15 protein-coding genes are annotated in these 16210 nt (G+C 66.8%); 8 read left to right on the top strand and 7 right to left on the bottom strand.

Annotated elements, in window-relative coordinates; genetic code table 11:
* Window positions 1-272 precede the first annotated feature (272 nt).
* The 5 genes from GU927_RS05580 (at window position 273) to GU927_RS05560 (ending at window position 4643) form a co-directional block, all read left to right on the top strand.
* Window positions 273-1079: a TIM barrel protein gene (locus GU927_RS05580; RefSeq protein ID WP_232489130.1), complete on the top strand. Its 807-nt coding sequence runs from the start codon at window positions 273-275 to the stop codon at window positions 1077-1079.
* Window positions 1080-1159: 80 nt separating this feature from the next.
* Window positions 1160-2101 (top strand): substrate-binding domain-containing protein, encoded by a 942-nt coding sequence (locus tag GU927_RS05575; RefSeq protein ID WP_161761353.1) that lies wholly within the window; start codon window positions 1160-1162, stop codon window positions 2099-2101.
* Between the two features lie 119 nt (window positions 2102-2220).
* On the top strand, window positions 2221-3333 hold the full coding sequence (locus GU927_RS05570) for an ABC transporter permease (RefSeq protein ID WP_161761352.1): 1113 nt from the start codon (window positions 2221-2223) through the stop codon (window positions 3331-3333).
* Between the two features lie 11 nt (window positions 3334-3344).
* Window positions 3345-4106 carry an ATP-binding cassette domain-containing protein gene (locus GU927_RS05565; RefSeq protein WP_161761351.1) on the top strand — a complete coding sequence of 254 codons (762 nt, stop codon included), beginning with the start codon at window positions 3345-3347 and terminating at the stop codon, window positions 4104-4106.
* Window positions 4107-4211: 105 nt separating this feature from the next.
* Window positions 4212-4643 (top strand): response regulator, encoded by a 432-nt coding sequence (locus tag GU927_RS05560; protein ID WP_161761350.1) that lies wholly within the window; start codon window positions 4212-4214, stop codon window positions 4641-4643.
* Here the strand turns inward: GU927_RS05560 and GU927_RS05555 are convergent.
* Together GU927_RS05555 and GU927_RS05550 are read right to left on the bottom strand one after the other, a co-directional pair.
* Complete coding sequence (locus tag GU927_RS05555; RefSeq protein ID WP_217765535.1) at window positions 4563-5906, bottom strand: sensor histidine kinase; 1344 nt, start codon at window positions 5904-5906, stop codon at window positions 4563-4565. The two genes, GU927_RS05560 and GU927_RS05555, sit on opposite strands and share 81 nt — an antisense overlap.
* Window positions 5907-6073: 167 nt before the next feature.
* On the bottom strand, window positions 6074-6487 hold the full coding sequence (locus GU927_RS05550; RefSeq protein WP_161761348.1) for a response regulator: 414 nt from the start codon (window positions 6485-6487) through the stop codon (window positions 6074-6076).
* 195 nt (window positions 6488-6682) lie between these two features.
* Between GU927_RS05550 and GU927_RS05545 the strand changes: the two genes are divergently transcribed.
* On the top strand, window positions 6683-6943 hold the full coding sequence (locus GU927_RS05545; protein WP_161761347.1) for a glutaredoxin family protein: 261 nt from the start codon (window positions 6683-6685) through the stop codon (window positions 6941-6943).
* 67 nt (window positions 6944-7010) lie between these two features.
* The gene (locus tag GU927_RS05540; protein WP_161761346.1) at window positions 7011-7838 is read left to right on the top strand and encodes an aldo/keto reductase; all 828 of its coding nucleotides are present in this window, start codon (window positions 7011-7013) and stop codon (window positions 7836-7838) included.
* Here GU927_RS05540 and GU927_RS05535 read toward each other — a convergent pair.
* The 4 genes from GU927_RS05535 to GU927_RS05520 form a co-directional block, all read right to left on the bottom strand.
* Window positions 7831-8997, bottom strand: coding sequence for an OpgC family protein (locus GU927_RS05535; protein WP_161761345.1), 1167 nt, complete (start codon window positions 8995-8997; stop codon window positions 7831-7833). The two genes, GU927_RS05540 and GU927_RS05535, sit on opposite strands and share 8 nt — an antisense overlap.
* A gap of 102 nt (window positions 8998-9099) precedes the next feature.
* Window positions 9100-10830: a glucans biosynthesis glucosyltransferase MdoH gene (gene mdoH, locus GU927_RS05530; RefSeq protein ID WP_232489129.1), complete on the bottom strand. Its 1731-nt coding sequence runs from the start codon at window positions 10828-10830 to the stop codon at window positions 9100-9102.
* Window positions 10831-10863: 33 nt separating this feature from the next.
* Complete coding sequence (locus GU927_RS05525) at window positions 10864-11043, bottom strand: hypothetical protein (RefSeq protein WP_161761343.1); 180 nt, start codon at window positions 11041-11043, stop codon at window positions 10864-10866.
* Entirely contained in the window at window positions 11040-12662 is a 1623-nt protein-coding gene (locus GU927_RS05520) for a glucan biosynthesis protein (protein ID WP_161761342.1), read from the bottom strand. Before GU927_RS05520 ends, GU927_RS05525 begins: the two co-directional genes overlap by 4 nt.
* A 349-nt stretch (window positions 12663-13011) precedes the next feature.
* Here GU927_RS05520 and GU927_RS05515 point away from each other — a divergent pair, with 349 nt between their 5' ends.
* Window positions 13012-15534 (top strand): hybrid sensor histidine kinase/response regulator, encoded by a 2523-nt coding sequence (locus GU927_RS05515; protein WP_161761341.1) that lies wholly within the window; start codon window positions 13012-13014, stop codon window positions 15532-15534.
* Here the strand turns inward: GU927_RS05515 and GU927_RS05510 are convergent, their stop codons facing one another.
* A complete protein-coding gene (locus GU927_RS05510; RefSeq protein WP_161761340.1) occupies window positions 15535-16074 on the bottom strand; it encodes an NADPH-dependent FMN reductase in 540 nt (179 codons plus the stop codon). It lies immediately after the preceding gene.
* Window positions 16075-16210: the final 136 nt, after the last annotated feature.

Here is a 16210-nt window from a genome sequence, read left to right as displayed (position 1 = left end):
GTGCCGCAAACTGTCAGCACGCAGCGGGCGGTGGGGTAGGCTTTGGCCAACCCTGTCGGGTGGGCTGTCTGATGATAATTCATCAAAAACGATCAGCGCCGCGATGAATCTTCGTCGCAGGGGCGGGCGGTCCGGCCATGGCCCTTTTGTGGAATGAATATTCCATTATTCAAGTGTGGCGGCGGTCGTTGCGGTTGACTTGGAATGAACGTTCCAATACCAATCAGAAACAGAACGTCGTCTACCATATACCTGCCAAGGAAGACCGACAGATGCTGCCCTTTGCCCTGAACCACATGACTGCACCGAAGATGGGCTGGGAGGGGTTTGCCGATCTGGCAGCCGGTCTGGGCTGCGTCGGGGTGGAATACCGCAACGACCTGACGGGGCCGCTGTTCGGCGGGGCCGATCCGGCGGCGGTGGGGGCGGCGGTGAGGGCGCGGGGCCTGCGCTTTCTGGCCTTGGCCGAGGTCAAGATGTTCAACGACTGGTCCGATGCCAAGGCGGCGGAGGCCGAGGCGTTGATGCAGGTCGCGGCGGCGGCGGGGGCCGAGGCGGTCAGCCTGATCCCGCGCAACGATGGCGTGGCGACGGAGCGGGGCGAGAGCCGGAAGGTGACCGAAACCGCGCTGCGGGAAATCCTGCCGATGCTTAAGGCGCACGGGCTGCGCGCGATGGTGGAACCCCTTGGCTTTGCCGTCTGTTCGCTGCGTTACAAGGAAGTGCTGGCGGATGCGATCGACGCGGTCGGTGGGGTGGGTACCTATTTCATGGTGCATGACACCTTCCACCACGCGCTGGCGGGGTTCGGGCCGATCTATCCGGAGTTGACGGGGATCGTCCATGTCTCGGGCGTCAAGGACATGATCGCGCTGGATGACATGCGGGATCCGCATCGCGTGCTGGTGGATGGCGATGACGTGCTGGGCAACGTGGCCCAGATCCGCGCGCTGCGCCGTGCAGGATATGAAGGCCCGATCAGCTATGAGCCCTTCGCGCCGTCGGTCCATGACATGGCCGATCCGAAGGCGGCGCTGGCAGCTTCGATGGAATTCATCCGCAAGGGCGTGGAGGCCTGAGCGGAGGGACTACCGCCCGCATATGGGCGGTCCGGCAGGGAGAACGGTGTGCCGGACACCGACAGTGGAGGAGAAAACAAATGAAAAAGACCCTTATCGCCGCGGGCTTCGTCTCGCTGATGGGCAGCACCGCGATGGCCGACGGGATCGGCGTGTCGATGGCGCTGTTCGACGACAACTTCCTGACCGTGCTGCGCAACGGGATTCAGGCGCAGGCAGATGCCGCGGGCCTGTCGGTGCAGATCGAGGACGCGCAGAACGACGTGGCCAAGCAGCTCGACCAGATCAACAACTTCATCGCGTCGGGCGTGGATGCGATCATCGTGAACCCCGTCGACACGTCGGCCACGCAGGCGATGACGGATGCCGCCGCTGCCGCGGGCGTGCCGCTGGTCTATGTGAACCGCCAGCCGATCAACGTGGACACGCTGCCTGACAATCAGGCCTTCGTGGCGTCGAACGAGTCGGAATCCTCGCGTCAGGGTTTCATCGAGCAGTGCAACCAGTGGGCCGCCGCCGGCAAGACCGAGGTGAGCGTCTATGTCATGCAGGGCGAGCTGTCCAATCAGGCCGCCGTGCAGCGCACGCAGAACTATTACGATGTGATGGAAGCGGGCGAGTGCGCGGTGAAGGTCAATGTGATCGACCAGCAGACCGCCAACTGGTCGCGCGATCAGGCGCAGACGCTGATGACCAACTGGCTGTCGACCGGCGCGGCCTTTGACGGCGTGCTGGCCAACAATGACGAGATGGCGCTGGGCGCGATCCAGGCGATGAAGGCTGCGGGCATCGACATGGGGTCGGTGATCGTGTCGGGCGTGGACGCGACGCAGGACGCGCTGGCGTCGATGCAGGCGGGCGAACTGGACATCACGGTGTTCCAGAACGCAGCGGCACAGGGCGGCGGCGCGCTGGACGCGGCGGTCAAGCTGTCGGCGGGCGAGGCGGTGGAACAGAAGGTCTATGTGCCCTTCGAACTGGTGACGCCCGCCAATATCGAAAACTATCTGGCGAAGAACTGATCCCCCCGCGGGGATGACAGGGGCGGCGGGCCAACCGCCGCCCCGCTTTATTCCTGCGCCGGATGTGTCACCATCGGCAGGACAGCAGCAAAGTACAAGCAAGCGGGGAGGAGCACGCCGTGGCCGATGCGACCCATGGCCTTGGGGGCCTGAAATACGATCCGGCGAAAAGGACGCGCGCACCGGAGTGGAACGTCTTTGGCGCCCTGGTGCTGATCGTCCTGATCTTCGAGATCCTGAACCGGTTGAACGGGGGCTCCTTCCTGTTCAACACGCGCGACAATGTCGACGCGATCTTCAACCAGCAGCGGCTGGATATCATGATCCTTCAGGTGGCGATCATCGGGATCATCGCGCTGGGTGTGACGCAGGTCATCATCATCGGGGGGATCGACCTGTCGTCGGGATCGGTCGTCGGGGCCACCGCCATGATCGTGATGAGCTTTGCCCAGACGGCGACGGTGAACGGCAACCCGAACCCCAAGGCGATCTTTGGCGACTGGGCGATGGATTTGCCGGTGATCGTGCCGATTGCCGTGGGGCTGGCCTGCGGGCTGTTTGCGGGGTTGGTGAACGGGCTGCTGGTGGCCTATACGCGCATCCCGCCCTTCATCGCGACGCTGGGGATGATGGTGTCGGCGCGCGGCGCGGCGCGGTGGTGGTCGAACGGACAACCGGTGAGCTTTCCGACCGAAAGCTATGGCTCTCTTGCCAATGGCGATCTCTTGGGGGGCATGACCTTTGGCCTTCTGTCATGGCAGGGGCAGAATCCGGCGGTGGTCTTCGTGATCCTTGCGGTGCTGTTCCACCTGATCATGACCTATACGCTTTACGGCAAGCGCAGCTATGCCATCGGATCGAACGAGGCGGCGGCGCGGATGTCGGGGATCAATGTCGACCGGCACAAGGTGCTGGTCTATGCCATCGCGGGGATGCTGGCCGCCGTGGCGGCGGTGCTGCTGACGTCGAAGAACCTGACCGCGCAAGCGGGGATGGGGGTGATGTACGAACTCGACGCCATCGCCATGGCGGTGATCGGGGGCGTGTCGCTGGCGGGCGGGCGCGGGTCGATCATCGGTACCGTGCTGGGGGCTGCGATCTTTTCCGTCATCATCTCGGGCTTCACCTCGATCCGGCTGGATGCCTATTACCAGGAGATGGTGAAGGGCGCGATCATCGTGGGGGCTGTCGTTCTGGACCAGTGGCGGCAACGCCGGCGGGTACGAGGCTGAGGGGGGACACCATGTCGAAGATCATTCTGGAAACCCGTGGCCTGACCAAGCGCTATGGCGGCGTGCATGCGCTGGAGGATGCGGATTTCGTGCTGCACGAGGGCGAGCATGTGGCCGTCGTGGGCGATAACGGGGCGGGCAAGTCCACCTTCGTCCGGCAGGTCACGGCGGTAGAGCAGCGGACGGCGGGGGAAATCCTGTTCGACGGGCAGCCGGTGAATTTCGCAGGCCCTCTGGAGGCGCGCGAGGCGGGGATCGAGACCGTCTTCCAGACGCTGGCGCTGGCCGACGATCTGGACGTGCCGTCGAACCTGTTTCTGGGGCGCGAGCTGTTCAAGTTCCGGCTGGGGCCGTTTTCGTGGCTGGACCGCAAGGCGATGCGCGAGCGGACGCTGGAGGCGCTGAAGACCACGGCGGTGAAGATCCCGAACGTGGACAACCCGATCCGCAACATGTCGGGTGGGCAGCGGCAATGCGTGTCGATCGCGCGGACGGCGGCCTTTGCATCGAAGCTGGTGATCATGGACGAACCCACCGCCGCGCTGGGCGTGCAGGAGACGGCGCAGGTGGAGAACATCATCCGCGGGCTGAAGGACCGCGGCGTGCCGCTGATCCTGATTTCCCACAACCTGCGGCAGGTCTTCGATCTGGTGGACCGGATCGTGGTGTTCCGGCGCGGGCGGATCGTGGCGTCGCTGCGGCGGGACGAGACGGATGGCAATGACATCGTGTCCTATATCACCGGCGTGAAGGGCGGGCAGGACGCGGCCTGATCCCCCTTGCGGCGGGCCGGACAGGAAATTCCCGTCCGCCGGAACCGTCCGCCTCCTCATGCGTTGAATACGGGGTGCACGGGGCATCGTGGCCGGATCGGCCTGATGATCGGAGAGGATATGGCGCGCATATTGATCGTCGAGGACGAGTTCCTGATTGCGATGTGCATTGAGGACGAGCTCAGGGAAGCCGGACACGAGGTTGTGGGGATCGCCGCGCGATACGAGACGGCGGTCGCCATGGCCCGTGCCGAGAGGCCCGATCTGGCGATTGTCGATGTGCGGCTGGCATCGGTGCGGGACGGGATCGACGTCGCGCTGACCTTGCGCCGCGAATTGGACATTCCGTCGGTTCTGGCGACCGGCAGCGACCATCTGGCCAATGTCCGCAGGGCTGAGGCGGCGGAACCGCTGGGCTGGGTGCCAAAGCCCTATATGCCGCGCGATCTGGCGCGGCTAATCGACCGTCTCGGCCCCGCCGTCATGCCCTGCGGCAGGCAGGACGACTGTCCAGAGCAGACCTTCGGGAAGCCATAACCACCGGTCCTGCGCGCCAAGGCTGGCCGCGCTTTGCCGGATCAGGCGGCTGCCGAAACCGCTGGTCTGGGGCGTGCTAACGGGCGGGCCACCGGTTTCGGACCATTCGATCCTGACCCCCTCCGGTGTCGTGGACAGGGTGATGCGGACCTTGCCATTCGTCGACAGGCTGCCGTATTTCGCCGAATTGGTTGCCAGTTCATGCAGGATCAGCGCAAGGGCCGTTGCCCTTTCGGGCGAGAGGGGCAGGTCGGGACCGTCCCAGTCCAGACGGTCGCCGCGGACCGCATAGGGGGCAAGGACGCGTTCGGCCAGATGGCGCAGGCCGGATTCCCCGCGGGGCGCGTCGGTGGCCGGAAAGGACAGCATCTGCGCCACGCCGAGCGCCTGTATGCGACGGGCGAGCTGGTCCAGCGCGGGGGTGGCGTCGGGATGGCAGCGCGCGGTCTGGGCCGTCAAAACCTGCATCACGCCAAAGACATTCTTCAGCCGGTGCGACAGTTCATGCGCCAGCATCCGTGCCGCATCCTCGCGCGTGCGGCGGTCGGTCACGTCGACGGTGACGCCGGCAAAGATGACGGGCCTGTCCAGCGCATCCCTCTCGCAGCGGCCAAGGGCAAAGACCCAGCGCAGATGTCCGCCCTGCCAGAGCCGGTATTCCAGCCGGAAATCCCTGCCCTCTTCCAGCGTTCGGGTGATGGCGGCGCAGACGCGGGCGCGGTCCTCTTCATGCACGAGGGCAAGGAAATCCGCGAAACGTCCGGTGGAATGGCGCCCGTCGCCGTCCCCGATCCCGCACCATGTCCGGCTGTCGCCGGTCAGGACGTCGTTCTGCACATCCCAGATCCATGTGCCGACCTCGCCCGCGGCCTCGATGGCGAATTCGAGGTTTTCCTTGGACAGGCGCAGGTCACGTTCGGTCCGGCGCTGTTCGGTGATGTCGGTGTTGACGCCCACCATACCCAGAAACTGCCCCGAACTGTCGAAATGGGGGCAGGCGTCGGTTTGCAGGATGCGCCATTCGCCGTCGGCGCGGCGATAGCGGGCCTCGATCCGGAAGGGCTGGCGGTGCTCCATCGCCTGGCTGTAGGGGCCTGCGATGCGCGGGGCGTCGTCGGGATGCAGGGTGTCGGACCATTCGAAACTGTCGGCATCCGCGACGCCCCAATGATCGCGCAGCGCGCGGTTCAGAAGGACGCAGCGCCCCTGCGGGTCGCCCAGCCAGATCATCGCCGGAACGGTTTCGAGGATGGCCCAAGGCAATGCGGTATCTGCCGCAGGCCGGTCTGCGGTTCCGGACGCGGGCCCCTGCGGCCTGCCCGTGCTGCTGTGCGACGTCACGCACGCCCCCCTGTCTGCGATCCGGTGTCTGCGGTCCGGTCTGGCGGGAAACGCGCGGGGGCGCGTCACGGTTCCCTGCGCCGCGCCTGTCAGACGGGGATGCAGTCGCTGCGGTGCAGGATGCGGGTGAATTCCTCGCCGATCTGGGTGCGGCGGACGGGTTTGGCGATGCAGCCGTCAAAGCCTGCGGCCAGATATTCCGACATCTGCTGCGGCAGGGCATTGGCCGTGATCGCCACCGCCGGCGTCATCTGCGTGCCGCTGGCGCGGGCGCGGTTGCGGATGGTCTGGAGCGCGGTCGTGCCATCCATTTCCGGCATGGCGATGTCGAGGCAGAGGATGTCGAAGCGTCCCGGTGCCCATGCCTCGACCGCCTGACGCCCGTTCTCGACGAGGGTGGTCTGCAGGCCGAGGCGGCGCAGGAAGGAGTCGATGATCTGCAGGTTGATCGGGTTGTCATCGGCCACAAGGGCGCGAAGGCCGGTCAGGTCGGTCTGTGTCATGGTCTGCGCTTCGTTCCCGGGTTCGGCGGCGGGGGCCGCGCTCTACGTCTCGTGATCCTGCCCCTGCACCACGGGGTGCGGCGGAATCCCCTCTGGCATGATCATACGGATGAAATTCCCGAAAATTGACATGGACCAAGGTCCCCCTGCGGTTTTTCGTCCCAAGGAAACCCGCAAGGGCCAAGGACGTTCCCTGTGCAGGCAAAGGTGGAGGATGCCATGCGGGTGGAACTGTACCGGACGCGGAGCTGCACCGACGGGCAGCGGGTGGCGCAATGGCTGTGGCAGCAGGGGGTGGCGCATGGCGACCGCGACCTGTCGGACCCTGAGGTGTCGGCGGCGCTGCGCCAGAGGGTACGGATCGGGATCAGTCCGGTCGTGCTGGTGGATGGCCGCGCCGTCTGGGGCACGGCGGAAGAGCAGATCCGGCGGCTGAAGCGGCTGGGGATCGGCTGAACGGGGTGGCAAATGGCGGGCGGGTGCTGTCAATTGGCGGCACAGCGATGCCAAGGGGGAGAGTGACATGACCGCAGAGCAGCCGCGCCTTGCGCTGAATGACGGAAAGACGATGCCGCAGCTTGGCTTCGGCCTGTGGCAGGTGCCCGCCGACCAGACCGCGCGGGTGGTGCGCGAGGGGGTGGCGGCGGGATACCGGCTGATCGACGGGGCGGCGATCTATGGCAACGAGATCGGGCTGGGCGAGGGGCTGCGCGACATGGAGGTGCCGCGCGATCAGGTCTTTGTCACGACCAAGGTCTGGAACGACCGTCAGGGGCGGGCGGAAACGCGGGCGGCGGTGCAGGAAAGCCTGCGGCGCATCGCGACCGAGCGGGTGGACCTGATGCTGATCCACTGGCCCTGCCCCGCGCAGGGATTGTTCGTCGAGACGTGGAAGGAGCTGATCGCGCTGCGGGAGGAGGGGATTGTCACGTCGATCGGGGTGTCGAATTTCCGCGTGGCGGATCTTGAGCGGATCATCGGAGAGACGGGGGTGGTGCCGGTGCTGAACCAGATCGAGCTGCACCCGCGCCTGCAGCAGGCGGAGTTGCGCGCCTTCCATGCCGCGCACGGGATCGTCACGCAGAGCTGGACGCCGCTGGGGCAGGGGCGGTCCTTCGGGGCGGCGCCGGTTCTGGCGGCGGCAGAGCGGACGGGGCGGACGGCGGCGCAGGTGATCCTGCGCTGGCATGTGCAGCTTGGCTGTTCGGTGATCCCGCGATCCACCCGCGCGGCGGGGCTGGCCGAGAATGCGGCGGTCTTCGATTTCGCGCTGACCGATGCCGAGATGGCCGCCATCGCGACGCTGGAGGCGGGCGAGCGGACGGGGCCCGATCCGGCGGTGTTCAGCTGACCTTGGGCGGTTTGGGCCAGTATTGGCGCGCGGCGGCGAGGGCGAATTGCGCCGCTAGCCCGCCGCCGATCAGGGCCGTGTCGGTCAGAAGGTCCTGACCGGTGACATGCTTGATCCCCTGAAGCCCGATGCAGAGCACCGATCCCAGCGCGAAGACGGGCAGCGCCTGACGGCCCAGCAGTTCGAAAGGGGCGGCGAGGCGGTGGGCGCAGGCGCGGCGGATGGCAGGGAAGGTGGACAGGAAATAGGCCAGCGCAAGGATGTGCAGCAGGCGCGGGGCGGTGACGAAGGTCTTGTCGAAGGCGGTGAGGTTCCACGGCAGGTGGAACGTCTCTTTTGCGAGCCAGAGGGTGTAGCCTGTCATCTTGGACACGGCCGGAACCTGCACCGACACGGCGGCATAGAGCAGGAAGAGGCCCGTCGCGATCTGGAGCCAGCGGCGGACCGGCACAAAGCGGCGCCCGTCGCGCAGGGCGACACCCGTCAGCAGGCCCGTGACGAAAATCACCTGCCATGTGAGCGGGTTGAAGAACCAGCCGCCCTTTGACGGAAAGTTGGGCAGGCTGAGGTGGAAGATCCCCGCACAGAGCCAGAGCAGGACCGATGCGCCCATGAGCAGAAGCGGCCTGCGCCATGCCGCAAAGAGCAGGAGCGGCGAGGCGGCCAGCAGCACGAGGTAGAGCGGCAGGATGTTGATATAGCCGAACTGGTGGGTCAGCAGGGTCAGCCCGACGAAGGTGCGGAGCGGGTCCATCCAGACCCATTTCATCTGGTTCTCGAACAGGATCTCGGAATCGTTCAGCCAGAGCGCCACGGCGGAGGCCGCGGCCAGTGCCGCCAGCGTCGTCGTGATATGCACGAGATAGAGCGTCCAGACCCTGCGCCAGACGCGGGCAAGGCCAGTCCAGAGCCGCAGGGAGCGGTCGCGGAAATCGGCGGAATAGGCCAGACCGGCGGCGATGCCGGACATCAGGACGAATCCCTCGGCCGCGTCGGAAAAGCCGAAATTCCGGCTGGTGAGGTTTTCGTAGACGTTCCCCGGGACGTGGTTGATGAAGATCATCACGAGGCAGAGCCCGCGGAAGACATCGAGGCGCGGGTCGCGCGTCGAGGTTGCCCTTGCGACAAGGGTGGGGGCGGGCGTGGTCGCGTCAGGCATGGGTCACCGCAGGGCCGGGGTTCGGCACGGCGGGGCTAATGCCCGCTCTGTTGCGGTTTCGCAAGGGTGCGCCGCGGCGGCTGGCAGAATGCCGCGCGGGGGTCAGGCGGCGGTGGCGTCGGCCTCGAAGTCCTGCCAGCGGGTCAGGGTGCGGTCGGCAAGCAGCATCACGGGCGCGGCGGCAAGTTCGGTTTCCACGGTGAACAGCGCCGAGGTCGAGGCACGCGAGGACCACGCGATGATGACGGGGGCCAGCGCCATGGGCAGGGCCACCGGCAGAAGCCACGGCACGAGCTGGGGCGAGAGCCATTGCGCCATCACCAGCACCACCCCGCCCGTCGTCACGATCCAGTGCGAGGCCGCCCAAGCATCGCCGAAGGACAGCGTGCCGTCGCCGCGCGTCTGGGCGGGCCAACCGCCATCGGCCCCGCGCAGCACCTGAAGCACCGAGCGGGTCTGGAACATCAGGAAGATGGGCGCGGTGATGGAGGAGAAGAGAAGCTCGGTCAGTGTCGATTGCAGCGCGCGGATGGTGCCGCCGAAGCGGCGGGTGCGCCCGCGCAGGGCGGCGTCGAGCAGGATCAGCATCTTCGGCAGGAACAGAAGCCCGCCGATGCCCACGGCCAGACCCAGCGCCTTGGACACCTGACTGACGGGGATCACGGGGAAGGGCCAGTATTCGATGGGGAAATAGTCGATCGGCGGGGCAAAGAGCGGGGCCGCGATCGAGGCGGCAAGGAAGGCCAGCCAGAAGCCCGGCGCGATATAGGCGAGGATGCCCTGCAGAAAGACGAAGCGGCTCCATGCCTTCAGGCCGGGGGCGAGGAGGAGGCGGGAATGCTGCAGGTTGCCCTGACACCAGCGGCGGTCGCGTTTGGCGTGGTCGATGATGTTTTCGGGCGCTTCCTCGTAGCTGCCGGTCAGGTCGTCATCGACGCGGACGGTCCAGCCCGCGCGGGCCAGCAGCGCCGCCTCGACATAGTCATGCGACAGGATGTGGCCACCGAAGGGGGGCTTGCCCGACAGTTCCGGCAGGGCGCAGCTTTCGGCGAAGGCATGCATCCGGACGATGGCGTTGTGGCCCCAGAAGGGGCCGGTGCGGCCCTGCATCATGGCAAGGCCACGCGCGAAGATGGGGGAATAGAACGAGCCCGCGAATTGCATCGTGCGGCCGAAGCGGGACTTGGCGCGGATGATCGTCGGCAGGGTCTGCAGCAGGCCGAGGTCGGGCGCGGCCTCCATCCGGCGGACCATTTCCACCATGGTCGCGCCTTCCATCAGGCTGTCGGCGTCAAGGATGATGGCGTATTTGTAGGCCGCACCTGCGCGCTTGATGAAATCCTCGATATTGCCGGCCTTGCGGCCCTTGTTGCTGGTGCGGCGGCGGTAGAACATCCGCCCCTCGCCATGGGTGTCGGCCAGAAGCCGCAGGAACCAGATGCGCTCGCGCGCCGCCACCTCGTCGTTGCGGGTGTCCGAGAGGATGGCGAAGTGGAACCGCTCGCCAAAGCCGGTGGCGCGGAGCGAGGCGTCCATCGCCGCGATGCGGGCGAAGGTGGCGACGGGGTCTTCGTTGTAGACCGGCACCAGAACGGCGGTCATGGCGCGGATCGGGCCTGCGTCGCGGGGAACGGCGGGGGGGCGCGTGGTCAGGCCCGCCAGCGCGGTGAAGGCCCCCCATGCCAGCCAGAAGGTCGAGGCGAAGATGAGCACGGCGCGCAGCACGTCGAAGGCGTCAAAGCCGTCGGACGCGCCGAATTGCAGAAAGACGATGAAACCCAGCCCGGCGGCAAGGAGCGAGGCCGTCAGGGTCAGGGTGCGTGTGACATACACCCGGGTCTGAGGGGCGTCAGCGGCCCCCACGCCCTAGTGCCCGGCCTTGCCCATGCGTCCGAAGCGGGGACGCAGGAGGGACAGGAGCCCGCCCGTGACGGGGCGGGATTCCAGTTGCTGCACCGGCATGGCCAGCGGGGCGTCGGGAAGGGCGCCCAGTTCCTCGGCCAGACGGTCGAGATCGAATTGTTCCGGCTTCGCGAGATCCATCATTTCGCGTTGATCCACTGATAGAGCCAGTTTTCGGTCAGACGGCGGTCGAAGCCCGCCAGATGGGCCGCCATTTCCACCACCGCGCCTTCGGCTGCGGAGATGTCGATGACGAGCCGCCAGATATCGGTTCCGGCGATCTTTTCCAGCACCGTCCCCGTGATTTCACCATTCGCAATCGTCACGACAGGTTGCAGTTCCGTATCGGGTTCCATGCTGCCGATCAGGCCGCCCTTGTAGTCCACGACGAACTTGCGGGTGCCCTGCTTCGCCTCGACCCCGGCAAAGCCGCCGTGGCCCGAGCGCGTCTCGTGCACATAGGCCAAGGGTTCGCCCGCGTCATGGGGCAGGTCGCCCCAGTGCAGGCGGTAGGCGAATTCGCGCGCGTCGCCGGCCTTGGCGGGCACTTCGGGCACCCAGTAGGCGACGATGTTGTCGTTGGCTTCCAGATCCGAGGGGATCTCGACCAGACGCACGTTCCCCTTGCCCCAGTCGCCCAGCGGTTCCACGTCCAGCGAGGGGCGGCGTTCATAGCGCGCGCCGGTGTCCTGATAGCTGTCGAAGTCGCGGTCGCGCTGGTGCAGGCCGAAGCGGCGGGGGGCAACCTCGGCAAAGTAGCTGCCGGTCAGTTGCGGCGGGTTGTTCAGCGGGCGCCAGATCACGTCGCCATCGGCGCGGACGATGCGCAGGCCGTCGCTGTCATGCACGTTGGGGCGGTAGTCGTCGAATTCCGCGCGGTTCTTTTCCGAGAAGAGGAACATCGACGTCAGCGGCGCAATGCCCAGTTCGGCCACGTCCTGACGGAAGAAGAGACGGCAGGTCACGTCCATCACGGTTTCCGTGCCGGGCGTGATGACGAAGCGGTATGCGCCGGTGACAGAGGGACTTTCCAGCGTGGCATAGACGGTGATCGACGGGCCGCCCGTGGTGTCGCGCTCCATGTAGAAGCGCGAGAAGCGGGGGAACTCCTCGCCCTGCGCCGTTGCCGTATTCAGCGCAAGGCCGCGCGCCGACAGGCCATAGGCGGAGTTGCGGCCAAGGGCGCGGAAGTAGGACGCGCCGACAAAGGCCACCAGTTCGTCCCACTTGTCGGGGCGGTTCAGCGGGTGGTTCAGGCGGAAGCCCGCCACACCCGGCAGTTCGGCATGTTCGGGTACGCGTTCGACGAGTTCGTTGAGATATTCGAAATCGTCGGTGGAAAACAGCATCTCGGTCGCCATGCCGTCCTGCACGTCGAACAGGCGCACGGGTTCGGGAAAGAGCCAGCCCATGTGGAAGGCGGCAAGGCGGAAGCGCGTCTCTTCACCGGCCCAGCGCGAGCGGTCGTCGCGGAAGCGGATCAGGCGGTAATCGTCATAGGTCAGATCGCCCAGAAACCCCTCGGGCGCGGGGGCGGTGGTGTGCGGCTGGGCGGAAAGCGCGCGCATCTCTTCGGCCAGAAGGTCGAAGCTGAATTGCTGCGCTGCCGCAACGGGGGCTTCGGCGGGAGTGGCGGCCGTGTCCGTTTCCTGTGCAGCCAGACGCACCGGCAGCGCGACGAGGCCGAGCGGAAGGGTGGCGCCCGCAACCGACAGGAGCGCCCGGCGGGACAGCCGCGAGGACAGGGGGGCTTGCATCGTCATAGAGGTCTATAACCCAACGGTTTTTACCCGCGCCTGATACGTGCGCGACTCAGCGCGGCATATAGGTGAGAGGTGAAGCGGACTGCAAGGTGGGTTCAACCGGCCGTGAACGCGGCGGCGCAATTCTGCCGCAGCCAGACGCAGCGGGTGCCTGTTTTTTCATCACGCCCCATGCTGCAACTGCAAAAAGAGGGCGCGGCGTGTCTTTTCCCGCCCGGCCGGACGGCGCGCAGGCGGCTGCCAAACCACGGTATGCAAGGCATCCTTTTGGCGACATTTACCGCCATGATCCGACGGCCTAGGTGGTGTCTTAAGGAATGTTCCCCGGCAGAGGGATACGAGTGAGCACATGCTGACGGATGTGAGGCCTCCGGCTTCGGGGCCGGAGGGTCTGTTTTCGGCCATTTCCGGGCCGCGCCATCCCTATGTCCCGCTGCATCTTGCCCAGCGTCCCCTTGCAGGATCGGCAATCTTCGCGCTGGTTGCCATCCTTTTCTCGCTTCTGCTGACGCTTGGCCAGCTCGAGGCGCGGGACAATGGCGCCCTTGTCGATCTTCTGCCCAGCGAGGCGGTCTTTGCGCTGCTGGTCGGGACGGCCGTCTTTCCGTTGCGGATGCTGGCGGTTCCCGTCCTGATCTACGCCCTCTGCTTCACGCTGTGCTTCCTGCTGCGCGCACATGTCGAGCCGGGCTATCTGCCCGCCGCCGTCGCGCCGGTAAAGGTCTATCTCTGGGCGATGGTGCTGAACGCGCTGCCCGCACTGGGTGCGGCGCTCGCGGGGCGGGCGCTGGCGGGCCGCTTCCATGCGGCGCCGGTGCGGCGGGATGTCGTGCTGTCGCTGTCGACGACGCTGGCCTATGTGCTGCTGGCCGGAGCGGGGGTCACGGTTGTTGTCCACGGGGTCTACCGGCCCGACTGGCCGATGGCCGATTTCGGCGACCTGTCGGTGGTGCAGGCCGGACTGATCCGTGCGGTCAGGATCGGGGTCTGCGGGGCGGTGCTGCTGCTTTACATGCTGAACCGGCCGGACCGGCGGCAGGGGATGGCGGCGATGGCGGTCTTGCCGCTGTTCGTGGGGCTTGGCCTGCTGCGGGCCTGGGGCTTTTCGGTGCATCCGACGCTGGATGTGGAACTGCTGGCGCTGGCGGTCGCGCTGCTTGCCCCGACGGCGGTGGCCATTCCGGCGCTGATCGCGGGGGTCTGTGCCTATGTTGTGGTGACGGGCGAATTCCTTGTGCAGATCAGCGTGACATCGGTCGATGTGCTGCGGCTGGAGATCGTGTCGCTGGTGCTGCTTGTGCTGATCTATCTGCTGCTGTTGCAGCGCCATGCCGGCATGGCCGAACGGGCGCGGCAGCGGGCGACCATCGACCGGCTGGCACGGGTGCAGGCTCTGGCGACGATCGGATATTTCGTCGTCGATCTGGACCGTGGCGAGGTGCGGGTCGATCCGGTCGCCGCGACGATACTGGGCACGGACAAGGGGTTCGGCATCGCGGCCTTCCTACGGCGGGTCCGTCCCGCCGATGCCGCGGCGATCCTTGCGGCACTGGCCGACCGGACGCAGTCGTCGCGCACCCTGTCCTTCCTTCTGTCCCCCCACGCCGCGTGGTCGGACGAGGGCGAGGCGCGCTATATCGTCGTCCATGCGTGGTACGAGGCGCAGTCCGGCGGGGCGATGCTGGCCTATGGCGCGTTGATCGACCTGACGGCAGACCACCGGCGGGAGGTGGCGCTGGGGTCCGCGCTTGCCACGCTGTCGGAACAGCAGGACCGGCAGACGCAGATGTTCTCGATCGTCTCGCACGAGTTGCGGACGCCTGCCTCGGTCATCTCGATGCTGGTCGAGGAACTGGACAACGGCGCGACATGGGATGCGATGGGGTCGCGCCTGCGGGCGGTGAGCGACCAGCTTCTGTCGGTGCTGGGTGACATGCGGCAGGCGGTGCGGCCCGAGCAGAACCTGCCCGTCCGGATGGAGGTTCTGGTGCCGCAGGATCTGGCCGCGACGGTGCGCCATACCTTCCTGCTGATGGCCGAGGCCAAGGGTATCGACATCGATCTGGACCTTGCGCCCGAAGCGTGGGAGCCGCGCCAGAGCGACCGTGTTCGGCTGATGCAGGCGTTGTCCAATCTGGTCAAGAATGCCATCCTGCATTCCGGCTGCCGCAGGATAACCATCGGATACACCGAGGAAATTTCCGGTGACGGGATCGTCGGCCTTTGGCGTGTCACCGATGACGGGCGCGGCATTCCGGACGAGGCGCGACCGACCCTTTTCGACGCGTTCCGTCGCGGCGGCGGCACGGCCACCGCGCGGACGGACGGGTCGGGGCTGGGTCTGTATGTCACCAAATCCTCGATCGAACTGCTGGGCGGCAGCGTCAGCCATGCGCCGCGGGGGGCGGGCGGGTCGGTGTTCCTGTTGCGGGTTCCGATGGGGCGCGTTCCGGTCGCTGCGGCACCGGCCGAGGATGCAGCGCGCGCCGAAGCCCCCCTGCGGGCCGCGCAGAAGGTGCTGATCGTCGAGGACAGCGACCTGATGGGCGAGTTGATGGTGGCGCGGCTGAAGCGGGTTTTCGGGGCGGTGGTCTGGGCCCGCGACGGGATCGAGGCGCTGGAGCTTTTCGCGCGCGAGACACCGGATATCGTGTTGACCGACCTGTTCATGCCCCAGATGGGGGGTGATGACCTGACCGCGGCCTTGCGGGCCAAGGGCGCGCGTTGCCCGATCATCGGCATGACCGCCGCCGCCATCGGGGACGAGCGCGAGCGGTTCGAGGCGGCGGGGACGGATTGCGTGCTGACCAAGCCGGTGTCGACGGCGCAGCTTCTGGCGGCGCTGGACGGGCGGCGGGAGGGGGCGGCGTGATCAGGGGCGCGTTGCCTCGGCCCTGAGGATATTCATCAGTTCCGTCAAGGACTTGCGGGTGCGGTCGTCGATCAGGCGGCCGTTTTCGTCAAAGGCGCTGCGGGAATGTGCCACCAGCACCTCGGGGCCGGAAATAAGCCTTGGCCTGAAAGGGGTTAGGCAGAGGCGGAGGGAGAATTGCGCGCGTTCGCCACCGGCGCGGCCATCGGCGGCGGAGAGGATGGCGACCGGTTTGTCGCGCCATGCGGCCCCCGGCACGCGCGAGACCCAGTCGAGCGCGTTCTTCAGCACCCCCGGCAGGGCCTTGTTATATTCGGGTGTGGCGATGACGATGGCATCCGCCGCCTTGACCTGCGCATGCAGGTGCAGGACGGGTTCCGGAAAACCTTGCGCGATTTCAAGGTCTTCGTCGAAGAGCGGCAGGCGCAGGTCGGCTTCCTCATACCCGGCCTCGCCAAAGGCGCGGCGGGCTTCGGCCAGCAGGAGGCGGTTGGTCGAGGCGGCGCGGAGCGCGCCGGGGATGCCGAGCAGGGTGAGCATGGGCGGTGCCTTTCGCGGGATGACGGGGGGAAGGTATCCGGCGGCGTGGCGAGGGCAAGACCTGTACCGGCGGTTGTGCCGCAGACTGTGCCGCAGGCTGTACATACGCGGCGCACGGCGGGGCGGTGCCTGACGC

It is taken from the genome of Paragemmobacter amnigenus (assembly GCF_009908265.2).
GTDB classification, from domain to species: domain Bacteria; phylum Pseudomonadota; class Alphaproteobacteria; order Rhodobacterales; family Rhodobacteraceae; genus Paragemmobacter; species Paragemmobacter amnigenus.
This window is presented reverse-complemented; position numbering and strand designations above follow the sequence as displayed.